19 protein-coding genes are annotated in these 22694 nt (G+C 45.0%); 8 read left to right on the forward strand and 11 right to left on the reverse strand.

Annotated elements, in window-relative coordinates; all coding sequences use genetic code 11:
• The first annotated feature begins 196 nt into the window (after window positions 1-196).
• Window positions 197-1279, forward strand: a complete 1083-nt coding sequence (psbA, locus tag H6F98_RS17215) for a photosystem II q(b) protein (protein ID WP_192219930.1) — start codon at window positions 197-199, stop codon at window positions 1277-1279.
• A gap of 327 nt (window positions 1280-1606) precedes the next feature.
• Here psbA and H6F98_RS17220 read toward each other — a convergent pair whose 3' ends face one another.
• The 3 genes from H6F98_RS17220 to H6F98_RS17230 all read right to left on the reverse strand — a co-directional run bounded on the left by H6F98_RS17220 (window position 1607) and on the right by H6F98_RS17230 (window position 4512).
• The gene (locus H6F98_RS17220; RefSeq protein WP_192219931.1) at window positions 1607-2227 is read right to left on the reverse strand and encodes a peptidoglycan-binding protein; all 621 of its coding nucleotides are present in this window, start codon (window positions 2225-2227) and stop codon (window positions 1607-1609) included.
• Between the two features lie 452 nt (window positions 2228-2679).
• Entirely contained in the window at window positions 2680-3699 is a 1020-nt protein-coding gene (cbiB, locus tag H6F98_RS17225) for an adenosylcobinamide-phosphate synthase CbiB (protein WP_192219932.1), read from the reverse strand.
• A gap of 369 nt (window positions 3700-4068) precedes the next feature.
• Window positions 4069-4512 carry an Rrf2 family transcriptional regulator gene (locus tag H6F98_RS17230; RefSeq protein ID WP_192219933.1) on the reverse strand — a complete coding sequence of 148 codons (444 nt, stop codon included), beginning with the start codon at window positions 4510-4512 and terminating at the stop codon, window positions 4069-4071.
• Window positions 4513-5136: 624 nt separating this feature from the next.
• Between H6F98_RS17230 and H6F98_RS17235 the strand changes: the two genes are divergently transcribed.
• A complete protein-coding gene (locus H6F98_RS17235; protein ID WP_192219934.1) occupies window positions 5137-5538 on the forward strand; it encodes an AbrB family transcriptional regulator in 402 nt (133 codons plus the stop codon).
• 476 nt (window positions 5539-6014) lie between these two features.
• Here H6F98_RS17235 and H6F98_RS17240 read toward each other — a convergent pair whose 3' ends face one another.
• Together H6F98_RS17240 and H6F98_RS17245 are read right to left on the reverse strand one after the other, a co-directional pair.
• Window positions 6015-6287, reverse strand: coding sequence for a hypothetical protein (locus H6F98_RS17240; protein WP_192219935.1), 273 nt, complete (start codon window positions 6285-6287; stop codon window positions 6015-6017).
• A 280-nt stretch (window positions 6288-6567) separates the two neighbouring features.
• On the reverse strand, window positions 6568-6726 hold the full coding sequence (locus H6F98_RS17245) for a hypothetical protein (RefSeq protein WP_192219936.1): 159 nt from the start codon (window positions 6724-6726) through the stop codon (window positions 6568-6570).
• A 366-nt stretch (window positions 6727-7092) separates the two neighbouring features.
• Between H6F98_RS17245 and H6F98_RS17250 the strand changes: the two genes are divergently transcribed.
• A complete protein-coding gene (locus H6F98_RS17250; RefSeq protein WP_192219937.1) occupies window positions 7093-8406 on the forward strand; it encodes an ATP-binding protein in 1314 nt (437 codons plus the stop codon).
• 172 nt (window positions 8407-8578) lie between these two features.
• A complete protein-coding gene (locus H6F98_RS17255) occupies window positions 8579-11773 on the forward strand; it encodes a tellurite resistance TerB C-terminal domain-containing protein (RefSeq protein WP_192219938.1) in 3195 nt (1064 codons plus the stop codon).
• A 268-nt stretch (window positions 11774-12041) separates the two neighbouring features.
• Here the strand turns inward: H6F98_RS17255 and H6F98_RS17260 are convergent, their stop codons facing one another.
• The 6 genes from H6F98_RS17260 to H6F98_RS34470 all read right to left on the reverse strand — a co-directional run bounded on the left by H6F98_RS17260 (window position 12042) and on the right by H6F98_RS34470 (window position 16865).
• Window positions 12042-13454: a glycoside hydrolase 100 family protein gene (locus tag H6F98_RS17260; protein WP_396812296.1), complete on the reverse strand. Its 1413-nt coding sequence runs from the start codon at window positions 13452-13454 to the stop codon at window positions 12042-12044.
• A 35-nt stretch (window positions 13455-13489) separates the two neighbouring features.
• Window positions 13490-14119 (reverse strand): methylthioribulose 1-phosphate dehydratase, encoded by a 630-nt coding sequence (gene mtnB / locus H6F98_RS17265; protein ID WP_192219939.1) that lies wholly within the window; start codon window positions 14117-14119, stop codon window positions 13490-13492.
• Window positions 14120-14363: 244 nt separating this feature from the next.
• On the reverse strand, window positions 14364-15056 hold the full coding sequence (locus H6F98_RS17270; RefSeq protein WP_192219940.1) for an HAD-IB family phosphatase: 693 nt from the start codon (window positions 15054-15056) through the stop codon (window positions 14364-14366).
• Window positions 15057-15217: 161 nt separating this feature from the next.
• Window positions 15218-16384, reverse strand: coding sequence for a RuBisCO large subunit C-terminal-like domain-containing protein (locus H6F98_RS17275; RefSeq protein ID WP_192219941.1), 1167 nt, complete (start codon window positions 16382-16384; stop codon window positions 15218-15220).
• A 37-nt stretch (window positions 16385-16421) separates the two neighbouring features.
• Complete coding sequence (locus H6F98_RS34465; RefSeq protein WP_313929889.1) at window positions 16422-16688, reverse strand: hypothetical protein; 267 nt, start codon at window positions 16686-16688, stop codon at window positions 16422-16424.
• Between the two features lie 21 nt (window positions 16689-16709).
• The gene (locus H6F98_RS34470; RefSeq protein WP_313929890.1) at window positions 16710-16865 is read right to left on the reverse strand and encodes a hypothetical protein; all 156 of its coding nucleotides are present in this window, start codon (window positions 16863-16865) and stop codon (window positions 16710-16712) included.
• A 194-nt stretch (window positions 16866-17059) separates the two neighbouring features.
• Between H6F98_RS34470 and H6F98_RS17285 the strand changes: the two genes are divergently transcribed.
• From H6F98_RS17285 to H6F98_RS17300, 4 genes are all read left to right on the forward strand, one after another.
• The gene (locus H6F98_RS17285; RefSeq protein ID WP_192219942.1) at window positions 17060-17500 is read left to right on the forward strand and encodes a response regulator; all 441 of its coding nucleotides are present in this window, start codon (window positions 17060-17062) and stop codon (window positions 17498-17500) included.
• A gap of 387 nt (window positions 17501-17887) precedes the next feature.
• Window positions 17888-20224 (forward strand): ATP-binding protein, encoded by a 2337-nt coding sequence (locus tag H6F98_RS17290; RefSeq protein ID WP_192219943.1) that lies wholly within the window; start codon window positions 17888-17890, stop codon window positions 20222-20224.
• Window positions 20211-20624, forward strand: a complete 414-nt coding sequence (locus H6F98_RS17295) for a response regulator (RefSeq protein WP_396812304.1) — start codon at window positions 20211-20213, stop codon at window positions 20622-20624. The genes H6F98_RS17290 and H6F98_RS17295 overlap by 14 nt, the downstream gene beginning before the upstream one ends.
• Complete coding sequence (locus H6F98_RS17300) at window positions 20585-22648, forward strand: response regulator (protein WP_192219945.1); 2064 nt, start codon at window positions 20585-20587, stop codon at window positions 22646-22648. The genes H6F98_RS17295 and H6F98_RS17300 overlap by 40 nt, the downstream gene beginning before the upstream one ends.
• Window positions 22649-22694 lie beyond the last annotated feature (46 nt).

Below are 22694 nucleotides of genomic sequence, written 5' to 3' on the forward strand. Positions count from 1 at the left end.
TGTGAGTTGGTTCCTGAGAACAAGATAACGATAAATACCTAGTAATTCTTAACAACTAACTTTAAGTCCTAACCTTTACTAACTTTTAGTAACTGACAGGCTTAATGAATCTTTATTACTCTCTAATCAAGGTTGTTAACTAAACAAAAACAACAACCGATTCGCAAACAACTATTGCAATCAAATCATTGGAATTATGACCACTACTTTACAGAGACAGCGTAGCGCCAATCTGTGGGAACGCTTTTGCAACTGGGTCACCTCAACCGATAATCGCCTCTATGTAGGCTGGTTTGGCGTGTTGATGATTCCTACCCTGCTGGCTGCTACCACCTGCTTCATCATTGCCTTCATCGCTGCGCCCCCTGTTGACATTGATGGTATTCGCGAACCCGTAGCTGGCTCACTACTCTACGGCAACAACATTATCTCTGGTGCAGTTGTCCCTTCTAGCAATGCGATCGGCTTGCACTTCTACCCCATCTGGGAAGCAGCTTCCCTAGATGAGTGGCTGTATAATGGCGGCCCCTACCAACTTGTTATCTTCCACTTCCTCATTGGTGTCTTCTGCTACATGGGTCGAGAGTGGGAACTCTCCTACCGCTTAGGAATGCGCCCTTGGATTGCAGTGGCTTACTCTGCGCCTGTAGCAGCGGCGACGGCAGTGCTCTTGATTTATCCCATCGGTCAAGGCAGTTTCTCAGATGGTATGCCTCTAGGCATTAGTGGCACCTTCAACTTCATGTTCGTGTTCCAGGCTGAACACAACATCCTGATGCACCCCTTTCATCAGCTAGGTGTTGCGGGTGTATTTGGTGGAGCCTTAATCTCTGCAATGCACGGTTCTTTAGTGACCTCTACCTTAGTACGTGAGACAAGCGATAACGAATCAGCGAACTACGGCTACAGGTTCGGTCAAGAAGAAGAAACCTACAACATTGTGGCGGCTCATGGTTACTTAGGACGGCTATTCTGGCAATATGTCAGCTTCAGAAATTCCCGTTCCTTGCACTTCGTCTTAGCCGCTTGGCCTGTGATTGGTATCTGGTTCACCGCTTTAGGCATCAGTACGATGGCATTCAACTTAAATGGCTTTAACTTCAATCAGTCAATCATTGACTCTCAAGGTCGTGTAATTGCGACTTGGGCTGATGTGCTGAACCGTGCAAATTTGGGAATGGAAGTGATGCATGAGCGTAATGCTCACAACTTTCCACTTGACCTAGCATCGGGTGAAGTCGTGCCAGTCGCTTTGACCGCTCCTTCAATTCAGGGCTAAGGTCAAAATCAGCTAAAGTTTCAGGTTTGTAATGTGGTTGTCCGGCGCTCCTTTGAAGGAGCGCTTTTTCTTGCTTAGTGTAATGTCTTGAGAAGCCAAACAGGCGTATGAGTGTACGCCTCTAAATATTCTCTAATGACAACCCCGAACTCTACCTTCGCGAACTAAAAAGATATACCAATTACTATCTACTAACGGTTCCACAACTGGCATTATTTTTGCTTATTACAGGCTGTTTTGAATAGTTTCTGCGATCGCTCCCCTGCACCCAAAGGGGGAGCGTGAGTGCAGTGTTGACTAAACAAATTGACATTAGGTAGACCTGAATTAGTCTGCGGCTAGTGCTGATTTAGTTCTTTGTCCAACAATACCGTCAGCCACTAATCCATTGGCTCGCTGAAATTTGATAACGGCTGACTCGGTTAATTTACCAAAGTAGCCAGTAATGGGTCCATTGTAATAGCCGTAGTTGGTCAAAGCTTTCTGAAGACGGGTTACAGAGGTACCACTGTTGCCTCGTTTTAATGTGACATTAGAAAAACCGCCCCCCGTAATCGGTCCACCACGACCTTCTAAGGAGGCTAATGTTCTAGAACCTGCAATACCATCTGGTGTCAGTCCATTCGCACGCTGAAACCGGGTGACAGCATCTTGAGTTAATGAGCCATAAAATCCAGTTACTGGGCCCTTGTAGTAACCTGCAATAGTGAGATTTCTCTGAAGAGTGGAGACTTGAGAGCCACTGTTACCTCTTTCAAGGGCAAACGCACTGCTGCTGATACCCATAACGATTAAAGCCAGGGTAAGTGAGAGAAAGCGCATACTCGCTTTGGCAGGTAGCTTACTACGGTTTAGGTTTTTAAATAATTTCAGCTCAAAATTCCGAGTTTTGAGGTCAGTTGGTTCTTCGTAGGTAGCAGTTAAATGAGTGTATGCAAGCGTTTCCATGATGATTTTGTCCGATTAGTAAGGTAGTAATTTCTAGGGCGTGTTGGTGAGAAACTCACCCTGAAAGTAACTTCAAAACTCTCGTAGTGAATTCCAGATTTGATCGAGAAGTCATGAGAGCATTTACTTCTTTTAAGGTAAGCTTTTTTCTTTCCTTATAACCTCGCCTGATTGATTCACCCATTTGGGTGAATTTAGTCAGCTAGAAACAGCTTCAATAATCAGGAAACTGGACAGATAAAGGGCGAAGCTATATAAAAACCCCTCACGTATCGTTTTCTTTTCAGATCTATCAGTACTTTGTTGCATATGAGAATCAAGGTTGTTTTGCTTGTCGTAATTAAGACTTATCGCCCTAGATTGAACTAATTATGCAAAAGTAAACTTTCTCTACTTCCTGTTCTCTTTAGCTAGGATGTAAATAATAAAACAGTGTTTTGGAGCAGAGAGTCTTAGGCTAGCCTCAACATTTTTATGATTACTCCGAAAGCGGGTAAGCTCAAAAAAGCGATCGCAATCCCCAACCACAGCAAAAAGCAATACCTTGTTAGCCTCAGAGCTTCGTATATTTTCGCAGATGTAATTGGGTAAACTGGCTCACCTAGAAGTGGCTTGTGCTTAGCAATACCCTGATACCAATTTGTCCCTCCGACTTGAACTCCTAAGATTGCAGCATAAGCGCACTCGCTCCAGCCGGAGTTAGGACTGGGATCTTTAATAGCATCGCGCTGACACAGATACCAAACCTCTTGAGATTTCCCCGACAAAAGTGCCAGAGTAATCACAGTCAGCCGACAGGGTAACCAAGTCAGGACGTCTTCTAACTGGGCACTGAACCAGCCTAAATCTGTATAAGGCTCTTGCCGATAGCCAACCATTGAATCCAAGGTACTTGCAGCTTTGTAACCAAGGGCGAGAGGAACGCTACCAACCCCAGGCAGAAATGCCCCAACAATTGCATAAAACAGAGGAGCTGTTACTCCATCTGTAGCATTCTCTGTAACTGTCTCTAAGACAGCCCGAAGGATTTCTGGTTCTGTCAGCTTTTCTGTATCTCGACCAACATATTGACTCAATTTAGAACGCGCTTGAGTTAATTGATCTGCTGTTAAGGGTTGTAAAACATCAATGGCGGCTGTTCGTAGACTTCGAGCGGCAAAACAGCTAGCAAGTAAAATAGCTTCTACCACAACACCCAGTAGTGGATGAATCCAACTTGCTCCGCGAACAATTAGCCATCCTGTAATTCCACTACTAATAATGAGTCCAACGCTTAACACGATACCAGCACATCGACGTTCCGACTGACGGCTAAATTGCTTGAGAGCAAAGGTTGTAAAATGAGCAATCACCCAACCCATGACTCGCACTGGATGAGGCCAGCCCCACGGGTCACCAACAACATAATCCAGAACAGCCGCCAATAGCAAAACGGCAGCCGCTTGAACTAAATTTATTGCGATCGCATCCATCTATATTCCTGATCCGAGTATGTCCATCCTGAAAACTAGATCGATCTTGAAAGTGGGAACTGGGGACAGGTCATTGATGATTGGTGATTGGGGGAATTCGGTTTTATCAATCTCTGTTGCCTGTTCCCTATTCCCGACTTCTGCAAGAAGTCTAATGTTGAGAGCTTGCTAAACATTTAAAGAGTGACTGCAACTAAATCGATTGTTGACTCAGTCGAGGGAGATTGCTGAAATAACCAAGCATTTCAAGCTTGAGACTCTAAATTCAGGGTGGTATCGAGCTTTACTACCGTCTTTAGAAGTGGTCTAGTTCTTGAGGTCATAAGTTGGGGTAGATTTTACTCTTCGTGCGATGTGTTAGAAGCACAACTAAACAACAAAGCTTGTCTCTTCTCCTACAGCCGCTTGCCAGCTCCGAGCGTCATAGTATAGGTCAGCAAGAGTTATACTGTACAACGCTTCTTTTAGTTTTTGGTGAAGTCGATGCCAGAGAGTGAATGTTACCCAATCTTCAGCTTGTTCAGCGTCTGGGGTATGGTGAGATAATGGCTCAACTGTTTCACCCACCGCTTCTAAGATTTGACCGAGAGAAATTTGTGCAGGTTCACGGGCTAATTGGTAACCACCTTGAGCACCACGTACAGAGTTCACTAACCCAGCCCGACGCATTTCAATGAGTAGTTTCTCTAAGTAAGGAGCAGGTAGATCTTGTCGTTGTGAGATCGCTTTAACAGATGTTGGCCCAAACCCTCGCTGTAGGCTTAGATCTAATAGTGCTTTAACACTGTAGTGTCCACGAGTTGTAAGCTTCATACTAAGTTTAATCTCCGTACAGTAAGCACATTGTTTTTGTCGGTATCGGTATTCCTCATGCCGACACGCTTAAGCTTGTAGTTGCTTTTAGGTTCTTATTGAGGTCACACAGGTTAAATTACTCAACTGGTTTTATTCCGTGTCCAATGAAGACTGTAGGTAGATAGGCGTAATTAAAGACAACTTGCTGTTTTTGGGACTAGGGGCTAGAAATCAGCAATTGAGTAAGAATTCCTGCCCCTAGTCCTCATCTCCAATCCCGGAAAGTAGCAACATTTATTTTCACCCACCTACTTACTATCAACTTTAACGATTGTGTATTTATTCTCAAGCTTGATGCATCGCTACCTCAATGTCAGTCTGAGTAGACAGTCTTTTTTCTTGGAGGACATCAAGGCTTTAAACAGTGAACATTCCCTGGAGGTATCGCTTCCAACCTCATCTAAGGAGGGATGCGCTAAGTTACAAACCTTGAGTTAATAAATATAGCTAACTAAGTTGACACTCTCCGTGTAATATAGTTTGATGTGCTGATAGAACACTGAGATTTTGTTATCTTAGTTTTTGGTTAGTTCAGCACAAATGCTCCCTACCACCTGACTCCTTAGTTTTAGATAGAAGTTGATGGCTAAAAAGAAAAAAACAGACCCCTTAGAGGGTGAGGCGCTGGTTAAGAAAGTCAAAGAACTGGAAAATCTCAGCAAAGAAGAAAAAGCGAGAGCCTGTGGCTACTACACCGTAACAAAGAACGGAGTAGAGCGGGTCAACATGATGAAATTCCTCAATGCTCTGATTGATGCTGAGGGAATTGAGTTAGACAGCAAAGTCAATGGCAATGGACGTGGAGGACGTAGTGCTAGTTATCGAATTAGTGTGCAGTCTAACGGTAATCTATTGATTGGCTCTGCTTACACTAAACTGATGAGCTTACAGCCTGGGGATGAATTTGAAATCACTCTGGGACGGAAGCATATTCACCTAAAACAACTTGACGGGCAGGAAGAAGAATCTGGTGAGGAATCCTGAACCGATGTGACTAAGCGTATATAAAACCTTAATGGTGCTTGTATCGCTTATCAATCCTGGATGTTACAGCTAGAAAAGTGAGCAACTGGCTACAGAGTAGGAGCAATTGTTATTAGGCTGAAGCGCATTCAACTTGCATATATATAATGCTGGCTTGTGTTAGTGGTCAGTTGCCTATTGTGGCTGAACCCCAACTAAGATCTGATGACTACATTGTCAATTTATGCAAAATAGATGCATAGTAGTTGGCTAGGACTTGGGATAAAGCACTCAAACTCCTAGGTGTTGCTTCAAAACTTTTCAAGTCTCTCTAAACCTCACCTTACAGCAAAGGTTACTGAGTGCATTTTTGACTCAGTAACTTCTTGCTTTTTATTCTAAGACGATTTCTGTCTTTTCCTTCCTCTAGGTTTAGGAACCAGAGGAGGAATTTTGCCTGGAGTAATTTTTTTCCTACAAAGTTATTACAGATTTTACTAAGACCTTGTATTCTGTTCGATACGACTGAGTAGGTCAACGATCGCGATTAATCCTTGGGTAATCACGTAGATAATCAGACAACCGAGTGTAGCTTGTAGCAGAACGAAGACAATGGCGATGGGTGGAAAAAAACTTTGAATGCCCCCCGTAAAGAGTACAAAAGTGAGACTGAAGAAAACGACAACAGAATAACCGATATATTGGAGTATTTTTAGGATAGAAATAAATCTGGTATAAAGCCTGACTGAATTAGAAGGAGTTTCTGCCATTTTCGTTGATTTTGCGGCTAATACCTCTTTATAGCCTTGACTGCCCTTAGTCCTCACCTACTAAAGGGGATGCATCACAAATTTGCCAAAATTCAGGTGAGGGAGCATCTTGCTCCCTCATTTTTACCTGAATCGCGTCAAGCCCCTTGCCCCTTCTTCAATCTAATGTGCGCGAAGATCGACATGAAGATGAGGAATCTTGGAAAGCCGCACTGTACCTTGTAAAGGTCAGCGTTGGGAGAATGTCACATTCATATAACGAGTAAAAATAATAGATTGCCTAGCGCTGTGTAGACGTTACACCTGTCTGGTCTACTGAATGACCAGATGTGGCGTTAAATATTACAGCAAATGTTACAGCTGCACTAGCGATCGCAAAGCTTAAGAATGCACCTGCAACTGTTGCAGCAGCAAAATGTTTAATGATGTTGCTTGTCATTGTTATTCCTTTTAAGTTGTCGTTGCAGCAATGTGAAAATTCGCCCTGACGATTGTATTGTCGTTTGTGTTGAAGCGTCCAACTAAAGTTGATCGTGGCTTACAGTATCTCATTGAAGCGTAATCTACCCAGTGAGGGGTGACAACTCTTCTCTTAAAAACTTTATTCCAATTACATAATTGGATGAAATTTCTATAAAAAGGGGAATGAAGCTAACGCTACAATTCAATGGATTCAATCAGGATGCGATCGCTTGTCGCTGTCGATGCCTTAGCTTAAGACATCGACTCTCTTGCGAGTCTTTGCCCTTTTTGCTTATTTGGCTTTAAGCTGATTGCTGAACGCTGAGTGCTGAACGCTTAATTCATGGCTACTCCAGGTACTACCTCAATTCAATTTCTCCAACGTCAAGCTGCGTCGCTGTTGCTCTATCAATCTGTGCTATCTGGAGAAGTGGGTGAAGCGTTCATTAACCTCCTGCAAGCTTTATGCAAAAGCGAGCCTGCTGGACTCAACTGCCTTTACGCTTATGGCAGATGGTTTAAAGCCCTCGCTGCTCGCTCTCAAAGCTGGCAAGATTATCTGCTAACTCAAATCCTCACAAACAGTAATCCCTTTACCCAACAAGCTCAGTTAGCACCAGTAAAAGACTTATCGCCTGCCCTCATCGCCGCAGCAGTGCAGGATTTACAAGCCTTACAAAGTCTTTACCAGTGCCGCAGTGAACAACTTAGCAACTGGGTGCAAGCTGCCTCTCAACTACCCATTGCTCCGACTCCTTGGCATCAGGAGCAGAATTTAGAAGTACAAGACTACACTTCCCTACGAGAGAAGCTGCAACATCTCAACAACTGGGCAGATGCGATAGAAGATTTAGCCGCTTACTACCGACAATTTGGGACAGGGGTATTCGCTCAATATCGTGCCTTGCGCTGGCAGTTGGATGAACTCGTTGGCATCACCTACCCTGACCCGATTCAACTTACAGAACTGGTAGGATATGAATCTCAGCAAGAGGCTATAGTTAAAAATACAGAGTTTTTACTCGCCGGATATCCAGCGTTGCATGTGTTGCTCTATGGCAGTCGCGGGTCGGGTAAGTCTTCTCTTGTCAAGGGATTATTACAACAATATAGTCATCGTGGTTTGCGGCTGATTGAAGTGGCGAAATCTGATTTAAAAGACCTCCCGCTAATTGTCGAGCAATTGCGGGCTGTTCCTCAAAAATTTATTATCTTTGTCGATGACCTCTCGTTTGAGGACGATGACGACGCTTTTAAGGCGTTGAAAGTTGTGCTGGAAGGGAGTGTAACTGCGCGATCGCAAAATGTTGTCGTCTATGCAACGTCCAATCGGCGGCACTTGATTCGAGAGTTTTTTGGTGAGCGTCCTCGTCCGAGTGACGGGGATGAGGTTCATGCTTGGGATACCGTTCAGGAGAAGCTTTCATTTAGCGATCGCTTCGGACTCACTCTTACCTTTGAGCCAGCGAACCAAGAAACATATTTAAAGATTGTTCAACATCTGGCAAGACAATCCGGAATTTCCCTAAACGAAGAAGAATTAAAGTATCGTGCACTGCAATGGGCGACCCGCCACAATGGGCGTTCTGGACGCACGGCACGACAGTTCATTGACTTTCTCCAAGGCGATTTGAGCGTTTTTCAGTCCAACAGCTAAATAAAAACGCTGCTAATTTGGATAAAGGCTTGGAAATTGGAGCAGACCAAGACCGTCATCAAAATAAGTCAGATAGGAGTTTGTCTACCGAAGTGGGTGCAAACTTCTGCCAAGGTGCAGCTAGCTTCCCGAATAATTGATTTGGCTCAATACAAGTACTATACAACCAACCATGCTAATCAATCGAATTCTTTTGGGTTCAGTTGCCTTCGGTGTCAGTTTCGTATTTGGACTGTTGGCAAACTCAGGAAAAATAGACAAAGCACTGATTACGGGTGCGATTTCTGTTCCAGCTAGCTTTGCTGGAGTTTTAGTTACCGAAAAACAACGAACCAAAAGAGAAAAACTTTATAAAAACTCTTTATCTGCTCAGATTCAGGAGCTTGAGGGACATCAAACCCAGTTGCAGCAATCCCTCTCATCGGTAGCCGCAAGCAAGAAAGAAGCAGAAGCTAGCATTGATGCTCTACAAATTGAACGTGGGCAGTTAATGGGCAGAGTTTCCGAACTCAACAAACAAAGGGATGAACTAAATCAGGATTTAGCTAGTCTTCACAAGCAAAAGCAACAGATTGAGGGAGAAGCGCAAACCCTACAAACTGAGCTTCAGACACTTTTAGAACAGCAAATCGAACTCCACGAACTTCTACCTGCGGCAAAAGCGGAAGTAAGGGAAGCCCAAGCAGGCTTAGCGACGTTGCAAATAGAACTCGCGCCACTGCAAGCGCAAGTTACAGAGCAACTTCAGCAGAAGGAACAACTCACTCAAGACATCGCCGGATTAGAAGCTGTTGAGTACCAGCTAACCGAGCGCTCAGATACTCTACAAACGCAAATTCAAGCTCTTCTAGATCAGGAAATTGAGCTAAATCAATCTTTAACCACAAAAGCTAATGAACTCCAAAGCACCGAAACTCAAAAAACGTCTTTACAAACTGAAATTGAGCAGCTACAAGCTCAAGTTACCGAGCAACGACAGCGCCAAGGGGAATTACATCAGGAGATCACCACACTAGAAGAGCAAAGAAACGCATCACAAGGGGGAGTGCAAAGCCTACAAACACAGGTTCAAGCCCTCGAACAACAGCAAGCCGAACTTAATCAAAATTTATCTGCAAAAACTGCTGAACTTCAAACAACAGAGACTCATAAAAACGCTTTACAAGCTGAAATAGAGCAGTTAGAAATCCGTATTACTGAGCAGCTAGAGCAACAGAAAGCGATCGGTTTGAATATTGCCCTGCTAGAAGAACAGGAACAGGAATTAGAAACGCGATCGCAAAATCTCCAAACCCAAGTTCAATCGCTCGAAGAGGAACAAGGTGAACTGAGTCAAACCTTAACGGCACAAACCGAAGCAAACAGAACTTCCTTACAATCCGAACTGAGTGAGCTACAGGCTCAACTGGCTCTTTTACTTCAGCAAAAGGAAGGACTAGCTCAAGAAATTGCCACTGAATTAGAACAGGAACAGCAACTCTCACAGCAACTCGATCATCTACAAACTCAAGTTCAAGCACTTGAGAGGTGGGATACTGAGTTGAATGAGTCTTTAACCGCTAAAACAGTAGCAGTAGAGACAACAAATGCTCATCTCAGTTCCTTACAAGCAGAACTCAGCGAACGACAAAACCAAGTTGCACAAACCGAGAACCAGCAGGAAGAGCTAAATCGAGAGTTAGCGGCTTTAGAGGATAGAAAATCTCAGCTTGAAGTAGACACAAGCCACCTTCAGATTCAAATTCAAGAGCTTGAGCAACAGCGAAGTGAGGTGAGTGAGTCTTTAACCGCGACAATCGCCCAAAAACAGGGTTTAGAAGCTAGCATCAGCGCTTTAACAACAGAGCTAGAGCAGCTACAAGTCCAAGTTACTGAGCAACAGAGTACAAAAGATGCGATCGCTCAAGAATTAATTACGCTTCAGGAACAAAGACAGCAACTAGAAACTGAATTAAACGATTTACAGGCTCAAATTCAAACCCTGGAGCAAAGCACGAGCGAACGCTATCAATCTCTCTCGTCTACTGAGACAGAACAGCATCAGTTGGAAGCAGTGCTTGAGTCTTTAAATACCGAGCTTAACCAACTGCAAAGCCAACTCTTAGAGAGGCAAAACAACAAAGAACAACTAGAGCAAGAGGTAGTCACTCTCCACGAGCAAAGGCAGCAACTAGAAGCACATGCAGGTTCACTGCAGGCTCAAATTCAGACGTATGAGGCAGAACATCATCAATGGCATGAAACCATTTCCCAAGCTAGAGCAGAAAGTCAGCAAGCTGAAGCTCACCTGAATTCTCTGCAAGCGGAACTTGCTCAGTTGCAAGCTCAAGTAACAGAGCAACAAAACAACAAAGACGCACAAGATGCGATCGCTCAGGAAATAACCACACTTCAGGAACAAAAACAGCAGCTAGAAATTGAGTTAAACGATTTACAGGCTCAAATTCAAACCCTGGAGCAAAGCACGAGTGAGCATTATCAATCTCTCGCCTCTACTGAGACACAAAAGCAGCAGGTGGAAGGACTTCTTGAATCTTTAAATGCCGAGCTTAACCAGTTGCATAGCCAAGTCTCAGAAAGACAAAACAATAAAGAACAACTAGAGCAAGAGTTAGCTACTCTCTACCAGCAAAGGGAGCAACTAGAAGCAGAGGCAGACAGACTGCAAGCTCAGATTCAGACGTATGAAGCAGAACATCATCAATGGCATGAAACCATTTCCCAAGCTAGAGCAGAAAGTCAGCAAGCTGAAGCTCACCTGAATTCTTTGCAAGCCGAATTTGCTCAGTTACAAGCTCAAGTTACTGAGCAACAAAGCAACAAAGAAGAACTCAAGCAGGAAGTAATTGCCCTTGAGGAACAAAGAAGACAATTAGAAGAGGCACTCAACTATTCGCCTTCCCCAACAGAAGAACTTCCTCTAAATCCTGACGAAGAATTACCTCCTGAATGGGCGGAGTTCTTATCGCAACTGCCTGAACAGGTACTCTATGACGCACAATCAGAACTTGACGAGGAATTACCTCCCGAATGGGCGGAGTTTCAGGTTCAGAAGCCTGAACAGGCAAGATCTGAGGAAGATCTCGCACTCCAATGGAGTGAATTCATGGATCAACTTCCCAAGCATGAGCTAATGGTACTCAGAGCGATCGCAGAACAAGATAATCCGGCAGCAACGATCAAAAGCATTGCGGAGGAAAACGTCACAATGCCTGAACTATTGATTGAATCAATCAATGGACGTGCGCTAGACACCCTTGGAGATCTGATTATCGAACCAGGCTCGAATCCACCGATCATTTCTGATGAGGAGCATTTGACTATATTGCAGCAATTGCTCACCGTCTACGCTTATCTGGATGAGTAAAATCAAGTTGGGTTAATCACCAGACTTCTTGCATAAATTGCAGAAAGGGCAAAGGCGAAAGGGAGTTTCCCTTTCGCTTTCCCCAAGTTACAGGCTCGATTGGGGGCTAATTTCAAAGCCTCTCTCCTTGTAGGAGAGAGGTTAAAACTGCACCGCGCACAACTGAGAACTGCTCTAGAGGTGAACCCAACAAAAACGCTATAGTGGTTACTCAAAAGCTTGATATTGAATAACCACTAGATAAAGGTCTTCTTGAACTTAAATTAATTTAAGCCATTTGATGATAAGACCATTCAAGCGATTCTAAGTCTTCATCAAAGCTGAATAGGGATAAATGAGACGGATTATCTAATAAAGCTTTTCCTACTAAGTAACCTGCGACTGTCCAGGTTTGATATTTCCTCGCTTCTTTCCCAATCAATCGTCCATTCTTGCCATCATAATATTCGGGCCATTGATCATGACACAAACGTTTTTCAGCAATTTCAATGGCTCTTCGCCCAATTTCCTTTCTTCCTGTTTTCTGGGCCGCTGCTACCAACATCCACAGTAAAACCGGCCAATTGCCGCCATTGTGGTACGACCACGGAACGTTTTTAGGGTCACATCCTGTTAAAATTTTCCATTCCAGTCCTTCTACAGCCGGAAAACAGATTTTCATAGGCATATTTCCCACTAGATCATCCCAACGTTGTTCGATGAGATCCATAATTCCTTGAGATTCTTGAGGACTGGATAGAGAACAAATAATTGCCATCAAGTTTCCAACGGCAAAGAAGCGAAAATCCATCTGTGCAGGACCCAGATTACCAGCGAGATAACCACCTTTTTCTGGCATCCATTCGGTTAACCAGTAGGGGATAGACTCAGGATAAATATTGAATTTATTAACGGCGGCTTCGCCAAATTCCTCACCCCGATAGCGATAGATTTCATTCACACGCTTAATATCTAGCCAATAATACTTACGAATATGGTAGTTGAGAGTACTCAAGCGCTGATTGACGATTAGGGTATAAATTTCTCCTTGACGGCTGGGTGCAAGTAGCTCACGCGCTGACCTCAATGCCGCATAAAATAAGGCTTGGATTTCTAAAGGATGTCCATAAACACCCATCCGACGGTCAATCATAAATGCCCCGTCGGGAACTAAGATGGTAGGGAACATATCAAATCGGTCGGCTAAGCAAAGCTTGAGAATTAAGATAAGCCCTTTTTGAAACTCCGGTTGATGAGCAAGCGCAATGTCTCCAGTGGCTTTGACATAAGCACGTAAGAGAATAATCCACCAGAGGCTGGAATCAACAGGCGTCACTCTTGCGATCGCATGTTCACCAAAATCAGCAGTTAAATATTGCTCACCATAGCTTGTAGCAACTTTAAAGCTGGCAGGCATCAACCCTTGACCAGCATTAAAGTAATCCATTTGCTTAGTTTCACTTTGTAACGCTAATGTCTCTACTAGGAAATTGCGAACAATTTCCGTTTGACCGTTCATCAAAAAGATTAAGGCTGAAGAGACAAAATCGCGAACAAAGCACTGATTATAATTAAGCGCTTCGACATCCGGGTCACGAGCCGCTACTGTCCCAACAGGGTGTCCGCAATAATAAATAATGGAATCTTCAAGTGCCTTCCAAGCTGCTGCATCGATATCGCTTTGTGTTGTCATTGATTCCATAGCATCCTCTTGCTTCACTACAAACGCTTCTTTTTTTAACTTGCGTTCTCGATCCCAACGTTTCGGGCAGCTACCATATAGCGGAAAATATATTCCACAACCTCTAGGTAATTGTGAGCAACTTCTGGTGAAGAAGCCCAAACTGTGACACCGTGATTGCGGATGAGCAAAGCATTCAGTGGCGGCGATTCCGCATGAAAGCGCTCACGGATATCACTGGCAATTCGAGGCACTTCTAAATGGTTGGCAAATACTGGCATTGCCAATATTGGGTTTTCTTCCCACACGCCAAACCCCTTAAGCATTTCCAAAGGTGGCAGAGGCAGTGCGTCCCCATCAGCAAAGTGAGAAACTAAATTAGCCTCGATGGAGTGAACGTGGTAGCAGGCTTGGGCATCGGAGAACAGGGAGTAGATTGCCTGATGAATACTGGTTTCGGCTGAAGGGCGAACATCCGGTGAGGGTTGCTCTAACACCGTGCCATCGGGCGCGATGCGGATGAAGTCACTGATGCCTAGCTGCCCTTTATTGCGTCCACTGGCAGTAATCCAAAAACTGCCATCGGGCAGCCGAGCGGAGAGATTGCCAGCTGTTCCCACCATCCAGCCTAACTGGTAGAAGTGACCAGCGGCTGCAATTAAGGTTGGTCTTGGATCGGTATTCATTCTAACCTCGAAAATTTACGTGACAGGGTTTTATTTGTCAGGACTTACATACTCTTTACATACACGGCAAGATATGTATTAAAGCCGCTTCGTTCGGGTTTGCTCTGTTAGTGAAGCAGTTCCCAAGGGGCTAGTGTAGTGATAAAAGTATGATTTTGGCATTGGTAGCTCAGGCGACGTTCGAGTTCTTTCCAGTAACCTGTTCCCAGATCCCTAGTCACCCTGAACAGCCTTATTCTTTACATTAAGAGTTTTCCCATTCCTGGGATAACTTGTCACAGATCTCGAAGAAATCATTCCAAGGGATGTAGGGCTTCTTGTGTTCGTCGAGGTATTGGCAAAGGCGATCGCGTGCAAAAACGACAGGTGCATGAAGTGCCATATTTAAGTCCGTCACCGAATCCCCAATCGCAATCTGTTCTTCGGCTGGGTGTCGTGCCATCACTAGCACCTTGGCAACTAGTTCTGTATCTGCCTCAAACTCTGAGAACACCTGTAGATAGTCGCCTTTCGCATCGAGATCAACAGCATAAATCGCTGCCATCCGCTCAATTAAGCTTTTTCCCTTCGTACTCGTCTGACTCAATACCGTTTCCACTATCCCTCGCACACCACCGGAAACGACAATAAAGGGAACTCCTTGAGCATCCAGAAAATCCAGTAATGCTTCTAGTCCTGGACGGATTAGCTTTGGCTTAGCATATTCAACAATTTCGGGATACCGTCTCGAAGGGATTGATTCCAAGAGTTGCCGCACACCCTCGCGCAATGTTAGCTTTCGAGCGTACATTTGGGGCATTAATTGCTCAGATAATTCGGGTGCAAATTCTTTAAGCATCCCCACGAAGGTTTCTTCGGCTGTAATCGTGCCGTCGAAGTCACAGAAGACAACTCGTTTGGGCTGATTTTGATTGGATAGCGACGGTCTTTTGGGCACAATAAAGCATTAGCTCGGCATTAGCCTACCATCTGGCTGGCTGTGTAAGTGAGATGACAAACAACAGAATACACAGCAGAGATTATTTTAAGCTGAATGCTACTAATTTGAGCGAGAATTAGCGCCATACATTTTAAGCTAATGTGCCTAATTGCACGTCCTCATCTTACTCCCCATTTCTCAACAGCACGGCGCAGTGCACCTTCTGGCAGTGTTTCTGGTTCAAAAGATTCGCCTTGCTTGACTCGTTCTAGAGCTTCAAAAAAGGCTTTAACACCTGCGGCTGGACTATCTGGATGATCCATAATGCCAGTACCCGCGTTGAGAATAACATCGTGACCGTAATCGAAGAGTGCTTTGGGTACAACACCAGGATGAATACCAGCAGAGGGTACAGGGAAAACATTACGCGATCGCAAACTGTCGCGAATTCGTATTTCCTCGGCTGGGTCAAATGGCAAATTCCCATAATGAGCAGGATACAGCACCGCATCTGCCCCACCATGCGCCATTAACGTTCCCAACACAACTGAGTACGCTATACCGTAGTCAGGGGAAGCACACATCGCTCCCGCTAAGGCAGGATGAGCAAAAATTGGCACATTAATCTCCTCATCAGTGGCTAGCGCACTTAATACTGAAAAACCATAAGTAAGAACATTAAGAAGTAGTGCGTTCGCCCCTTCACGTACCAAAAGATGCGCTTTCTCAATTAACTTATCCGCTGTACCTGTGACATTAACCGCATACAGGACTGTACGTCCGGTCTGCTGCTTGACCTCATCAATAATTTGGCGGCAAGCTTCCAGGCGTTTTAGGGTTGGGGCAACCTCTAAGTCCCCCATAATCTCATCATCTTTAATAATGTCTAGCCCTGCGTAAGCAACTTCTTTTAAAATCGCCGCATGGTCCTCAGCAGAGAGTCCTAGCGCTGGCTTAAAAATTGCCATAATCAAGGGTCGATCAACAACTGCCAATCTTTCCCGAATCCCTGTAATCCCCAATTTTGGATAAGTACCATAGTGTTCTGGGAGACGCACAGCTACAACCTTTGCCGCACCTGCCATTGAGTATTTCCCAAAAATCATTGTCAAGAGGCTGGAGATGTCATTCTCGACATTAGTTTCTGGAAAACTGATGGTAGCGAGGCTATAGCCATCGGGATCGGTACGTCCACCGACAACTTCGCCTAAATGCGATCGCAATTTCTCTTCACGATGAGCAAAACGGGCATCCCAGGTGCCAGCCGTTTGCCCTACTGCAATGACTTTAGCTTGGCGTTCCGCATCAACACCGGGCGGAAATCGGTAATCAACTTCAATACTCATTTTAAAAAACAGATCTTACTTGTTAGCTTGATGTCAATTATAGAAATGACATCTCTCCATAACAGCTCACCTCAATAGCCCCCAGTGTTTTGAGGGTAGCTTTTTGTGCTTCTGTTAAACCCGTAACCCCTGTAATATTCATACCTTCATAAGGGCGCTCAGTTCTTAGAGTTTTCAGGCACTCACCTGTCTTAACATCCCACACTTTAATCGTCTCGTCGGCACTACCACTGGCAATTATTGTGCCATCGGGATTGAAGCCAATCGCTCTAACCGAATTGCTATGACCCTGTAAGGTTTTCAAGACTTCACCTGTGCAGACATCCTATAGCTTCAGTGTTTGGTCAGTACTGCCACTAGCGACCAGCGTACTATCCGGACGGAAGGCAACTGATTGAACTGAATTTGTGTGACCTTGCAATGTTTTGAGGCATTGACCTGTACAGGCATCCCATAATTTTACCGTGCGATCGCTTACCAAGGATTACCAATGAGCGTCAGATCTCAGAGCTGTTAATCAACACGTAGAAAAAGTAAGTATAAGTACAAGTGCGTAGAATTCTAACAATGCGTATGCAGTGTGCCAATCTATTGGCACACTGATGAGGTAGTCTATGCTCGTGTACCTCTGTCTTACCAGAAAAGTCTGGATTATAGTCGATCACTTCATTGAAGATGGAAGATTTTCCGGCGGAGCGGTTAATTCTAGTTTTGGAAGATAACCCCGATCATACCCGCCTGATCGAAGATGCATTTAATGAAAACTCATTACGCCATCAGATTGTGGCGATCGCAGATGGTATGCAGGCGATGGACTTTCTACATCGTCGGGGAGATTATATAGACGCTCCTCGTCCTGACCTAATTCTGCTGGACTTTGATTTGCCAGGAAAAGATGGCAGAGACATCCTGGCAGAAATTAAGGCTGACCCGCAACTCAGACGGATTCCCATTGTGGTTTTAACACTTTCTGCTAGGGAAGAAGACATTTTTAGAAGCTATACACTCCAAGGCAATTGTTATGTAATCAAATCCTCCGATCGGGAGCGGCTATTCCAAATCGTCAAACATATTGAAGAATTTTGGTTAGGTATTGTTACTCTACCCGCCGATTAAGGATTAGCTAATTAAAATTTTTATTAACAAACACTACATTTCTTGCCTTAAAAATAAACTTTTTAATCATTTTCATTGGCTAAAAAACAATTCAGTTTAAATTTAAAAAGCTTCTGATTTATTTAAGGATTTTATTTAGCCTCTCAGTAGGTTTATAGGATATGCTACTGACTAAAGGTTAAGGAATTGTGACAACCCCCATTCAGGGTGGAGCCTTAAGATTAAGTAATGAATGTACTAACTGCTGTATAGATTACATCAGACGTAGTAACAGTCCGTATTTTGACTCAATGGAATAGATTGGAAAACCCGACATAAAAGAAATGAGCGGGTTCTAGGATTCACACCGAGACAGGTGTTATTTTTTTTGATTTAGGGAGGGCAATTATGGTAGGAATGAATTTAGAGACACAAGACGTTAATTTAACTCGATTAAAGCAGCCACCCATACATATTTTGACTCAAATCCAACCGCATGGAGTCTTACTGGTCTTACAAGAACCTGATTTAAAAGTTCTACAGGCGAGCCGAAATACCTCTACGGCATTTGGTATTTCTCCTGAAACGATTTTGGGTAAGTCGCTGGATGATATTTTAGACCCATTTCAGGTGGATCGGTTTAGGGCAGGACTGTTTTCCGACAAACTAGATTTTATCAATCCCACAAAGGTCTGGGTCAGACGAAAAGGGGATGATTACCTAGTTTTTGATGCGGTTTTTCATCGCAGTGCGGACGGATTTTTGGTACTAGAATTGGAGCCTGCACTGACTCAAGAAAATATTCCATTTTTGAGTTTTTATCATCTTGCCAGAGCGTCAATTAACCAACTCGAAGGAACGTCCAACCTCCGGGATTTTTGTCAGATTATTGTCCGGGAAGTCCGTAATGTAACTGGCTTCGATCGCGTCATGCTCTACAAATTTGATGACGATGGTCATGGTGAAGTCATTGCTGAAGAAAAACTGGACGAGATGGTGCCGTATCTGGGGTTGCACTATCCAGAGTCGGATATCCCGAAGCCTGCCAGAAAGATGTTCCTCTCCAACTGGATTCGAGTTATCCCAAATGCTCACGCTGAGCCAGTTGAGCTTTATCCTGCCAACAACCCGATCGCAAATCAGCCGACCGACTTGACCCTCTCGATCCTCCGAAGTCCCTACTCCTGCCACCTGGAGTATTTGCACAACATGGGGGTTGGTTCGTCACTAACCATTTCCTTGATGAAAGACCAGAAGCTTTGGGGGTTGATTGCCTGTCACCATCGGACACCCAAGTATGTTCCTTATGAATTGCGGAAAGCTTGCGAGTTCTTGGGACGGGTAATCTTTGCGGAAATCTCCACTCGTGAGGAAGTGGCAGATCATAACTATCGGATGAAATTGGCGAACGTCCAATCGGCGTTAATCGAGTCGATGTCCCAAGAGGACAATTTCATTGATGGACTGTTCCATCATGAGCCAAACCTACTTGACTTGGCAGATGCAACAGGGGCTGCTGTTTGTTTTGGGGGTCAGTGGACAACAATTGGTCGAACACCACCGGAAGAGGAACTCGATTACCTAGTGCAGTGGCTGGGGAAAACGGTTGAGGATGAGGTCTTTTATACCGATTCTCTACCACTGATTTACTCGGATGCTGAGCGGTTCAAGGATGTTGCCAGTGGTCTGTTGGCAATTCCCATTTCCAAGCGAAGCTATGTATTGTGGTTCCGTCCAGAAGTGATTCAGACCGTTAACTGGGGAGGCGACCCGAATAACGCCTACGAACTCAAGCAGTCTGAGAGCGATTTGCGGCTATGTCCCCGTAAGTCCTTTGAGTTATGGAAGGAAACGGTGCGCCTGAAGTCTCTACCGTGGAAGCCAGTAGAAGTTAAGGTAACGCTGGAATTGAGAAAAGCGATCGTCAATATCGTACTGCGGCAGGCAGAGGAATTAGCCTTACTGGCTCAAGACTTGGAACGTTCCAACGCTGAACTCAAGAAGTTTGCCTACGTTGCTTCCCATGACTTACAAGAACCGCTGAACCAGGTGGCAAACTATGTGCAACTGCTGGAAATGCGGTACAACGAAGAATTGGATCAGGATGCAAAGGACTTCATCGACTTTGCTGTTGAGGGTGTGAGCCTGATGCAAACACTGATTGATGATGTGCTTGCCTACTCTAAGGTAGACCTAAAAGGGATTGAGTGGGAACTGACTGAGGTGGAGACAGCGCTAAATCAGGCACTGGGTAATTTACGGGGACGGATTGCCGAGACGGGTGCGGCGATTACCTTCGACTCTTTGCCAACAATCGTGGCAGACCCCACCCAACTCATGCAACTGTTCCAGAACCTCATTGGTAACGCGATTAAGTTCAAGAAGAAGGACGAGGCACCCCAGATTCATGTGGGAGTGCAACGACAGGATGAGGCTTGGTTATTCTCAGTGCAGGACAATGGGATTGGGTTTGACCAACAATTTGCCGATCGCATCTTTGTCATCTTCCAGCGTCTGCATACTCGCGACGAGTATCCCGGTTCTGGAATGGGGCTGGCAATTTGTAAGAAAATTGTAGAGTGCCACCGGGGTCGAATCTGGGTTGAATCAACCCTTGGTCAAGGCGCAACCTTCCACTTCACAATTCCTGTAGGAGGACGCGATCTGCGCTTCGCAGCAGCGCGTCGCTATCGCAATCATGCCAGCGGACGCAAAAAACAAAACTATCCTTTTGATCGAAGATAACCGGGGTGACATCCGGCTTATTCAGGAGGCACTGAAAAGCACAGCTGCTCAGTGTGAGGTGGTCACTGCCAGGGATGGCATGGAAGCAATGGCGTATCTTCGGCAGGATGGGGACTATGCGGACGCTGTCCGTCCCGACCTTATCCTGCTCGATCTCAATTTACCGAAGAAGGACGGGCGGGAAGTGCTAGCGGAAATTAAAGCTGACTCATCCCTCAAGCACATTCCCATCATCGTCCTGACGACCTCCCGCAACGAGGAAGACATCTTCAAGAGCTACGACCTACATGTCAACTGCTACATCTCGAAATCACGGAATCTGAGTCAGTTATTCAAAATTGTCCGGGGGATTGAGGAATTTTGGTTGGAGACTGCAACACTGCCGCCAGAAAGCACATAGGCAGATCGTTTGTTAACATCCTGCTAGTTGAGGACAACCTGGCAGAAGCTCGCTTACTCCAGGAAGTTCTCAAAGGGACGCTTTTTAGGCGCTTTAACCTTGCCCATGTCAAGCGATTGGGGGAAGCAATTTCCCTTTTGGAACGCTCTAGAGTCGAGCAACTTCAAGCTGATGATTTCGATGTTGTTCTGCTAGATCTGACGCTGCCGGACAGTCACGGGTTAGCGTCTCTGGACTTGCTAATCCAGCACGCTCCCAGCCTACCTATTGTTGTCTTGACCAACACCAACGATGAGGAGTTGGCAGTGGAAGCAGTTCGACATGGTGCCCAAGACTATTTGGTAAAGCGTCATGTGAACCAGGATAATCTGGTACGTTCTCTGCGCTATGCGATCGAGCGCAAACAGGCAGCAGAAGCCCTGCGAGAAGCTAACGAAATCCTGGAAATTCGGGTACAGGAACGCACTGCTGAACTGAAGACGGCGAATGAATTGTTGAGACAGGAGATTGAGCGGTGCCAGAAGATCCAAGAACGGCTGGAACTCGCTCAAAAAGCAGGCAAGATTGGCACCTTTGAATGGAATATCCAATCCCATGATGTGACTTGGACGGCTGAACTGGAAGCCCTATATGGACTGGCTCCAGGTAGTTTTGATGGCAGATATGATGGCTGGATTCAAACCATTCACTCAGGTGATCGCATCAAGACTGAACAGGAACTCTGGCAGGCAGTCAAGACTGGACAGGGACTCGATACCGAGTTTCGCATTGTCTGTCCCGCTGGAGAAATCCGTTGGATTGCTGTCAAGAGTAGCCTCTTCCACGACCAAGCAGGAAAACCACTGCGGATGATTGGCATCCACATGGACATCACGGAGAAAAAGCAGCTCGAAGCGCAATTCCTCCGGGCACAACGTCTAGAAAGTCTTGGAACACTTGCCAGTGGGATTGCTCACGATCTCAACAATATCCTGACCCCAATACTGGGAGTGGCTCAATTATTGCCGCTCAAACTTCCCAATCTCAACGAGCAAAACCAAAGAATGCTTCAAACACTAGAAACAAGTGCTAGAAGAGGAGCAGAACTCATTAGACAAATTCTTTCATTTGCTCGTGGTGTCGAGGGTAAAAGGGTTTCTCTTCAAATTAATCACCTGCTGTTAGAAATTGAAAAAATCATCCAACAGACTCTCCCAAAATCGATTGACATCCATATAGATAGTCCACCTAACCTCTGGATAATTTCCGGTGATGCAACGCAATTGCATCAGATCTTGATGAATCTCTGTGTGAATGCTCGTGATGCAATGCCGCATGGTGGCACCTTGCAGATTAGTGCTGAAAATCTGCTGATTGATGAACAGTATGCCAAAATGCATCTGGATGCGAGTGTGGGAGCTTATGTTGTGGTTACAGTCGCAGACACTGGAACTGGCATTCCACTAGATATTCTCCATCGCATTTTCGATCCATTCTTTACAACGAAGGAAATCGGTAAAGGCACGGGACTGGGACTCTCGGCTGTACTGGGGATTGTTAAGAGCCACGGTGGGTTTGTCGATGTGCAGAGCCAAGTGAACCAAGGTAGCCAGTTTAAGGTGTTTTTGCCTGCCAGTCAGTCAATCCTACCCCAAACTGACGACGATTTGGAACTGCTGTCTGGTCAGCAAGAATTGATTTTGGTCGTTGATGATGAAGCGGTGATTTGTGAGATTACCAAAACGACGCTAGAAACTTACAACTATCAAGTGTTGACAGCAAGTGATGGAATTGAAGCGATCGCACTATTTGCCCAGTACAAAGACAAAATTCAGGGTGTCTTGATGGACATCATGATGCCCTCAATGGATGGTATGGCAGTAATCCCTGTGTTACGCCAATTCAATCCCAACATATATATGGTGGCAATGAGTGGACTCAACTCAACAGAAGCCGTACTCCAAGCTGAACAGCTAGGCTTCCAAGGCTTCTTGCCCAAGCCATTTGCAACAAAGGAACTGTTACAAATTTTACATAAAAGATAATGTGTGTTGCTCTCTTCCTGCTCTAAGAATATCTAAGCAGGGGAGG

It is taken from the genome of Microcoleus sp. FACHB-SPT15 (assembly GCF_014849525.1).
In the GTDB taxonomy this organism is placed as follows: Bacteria; Cyanobacteriota; Cyanobacteriia; order Cyanobacteriales; family Coleofasciculaceae; genus Symplocastrum; species Symplocastrum torsivum.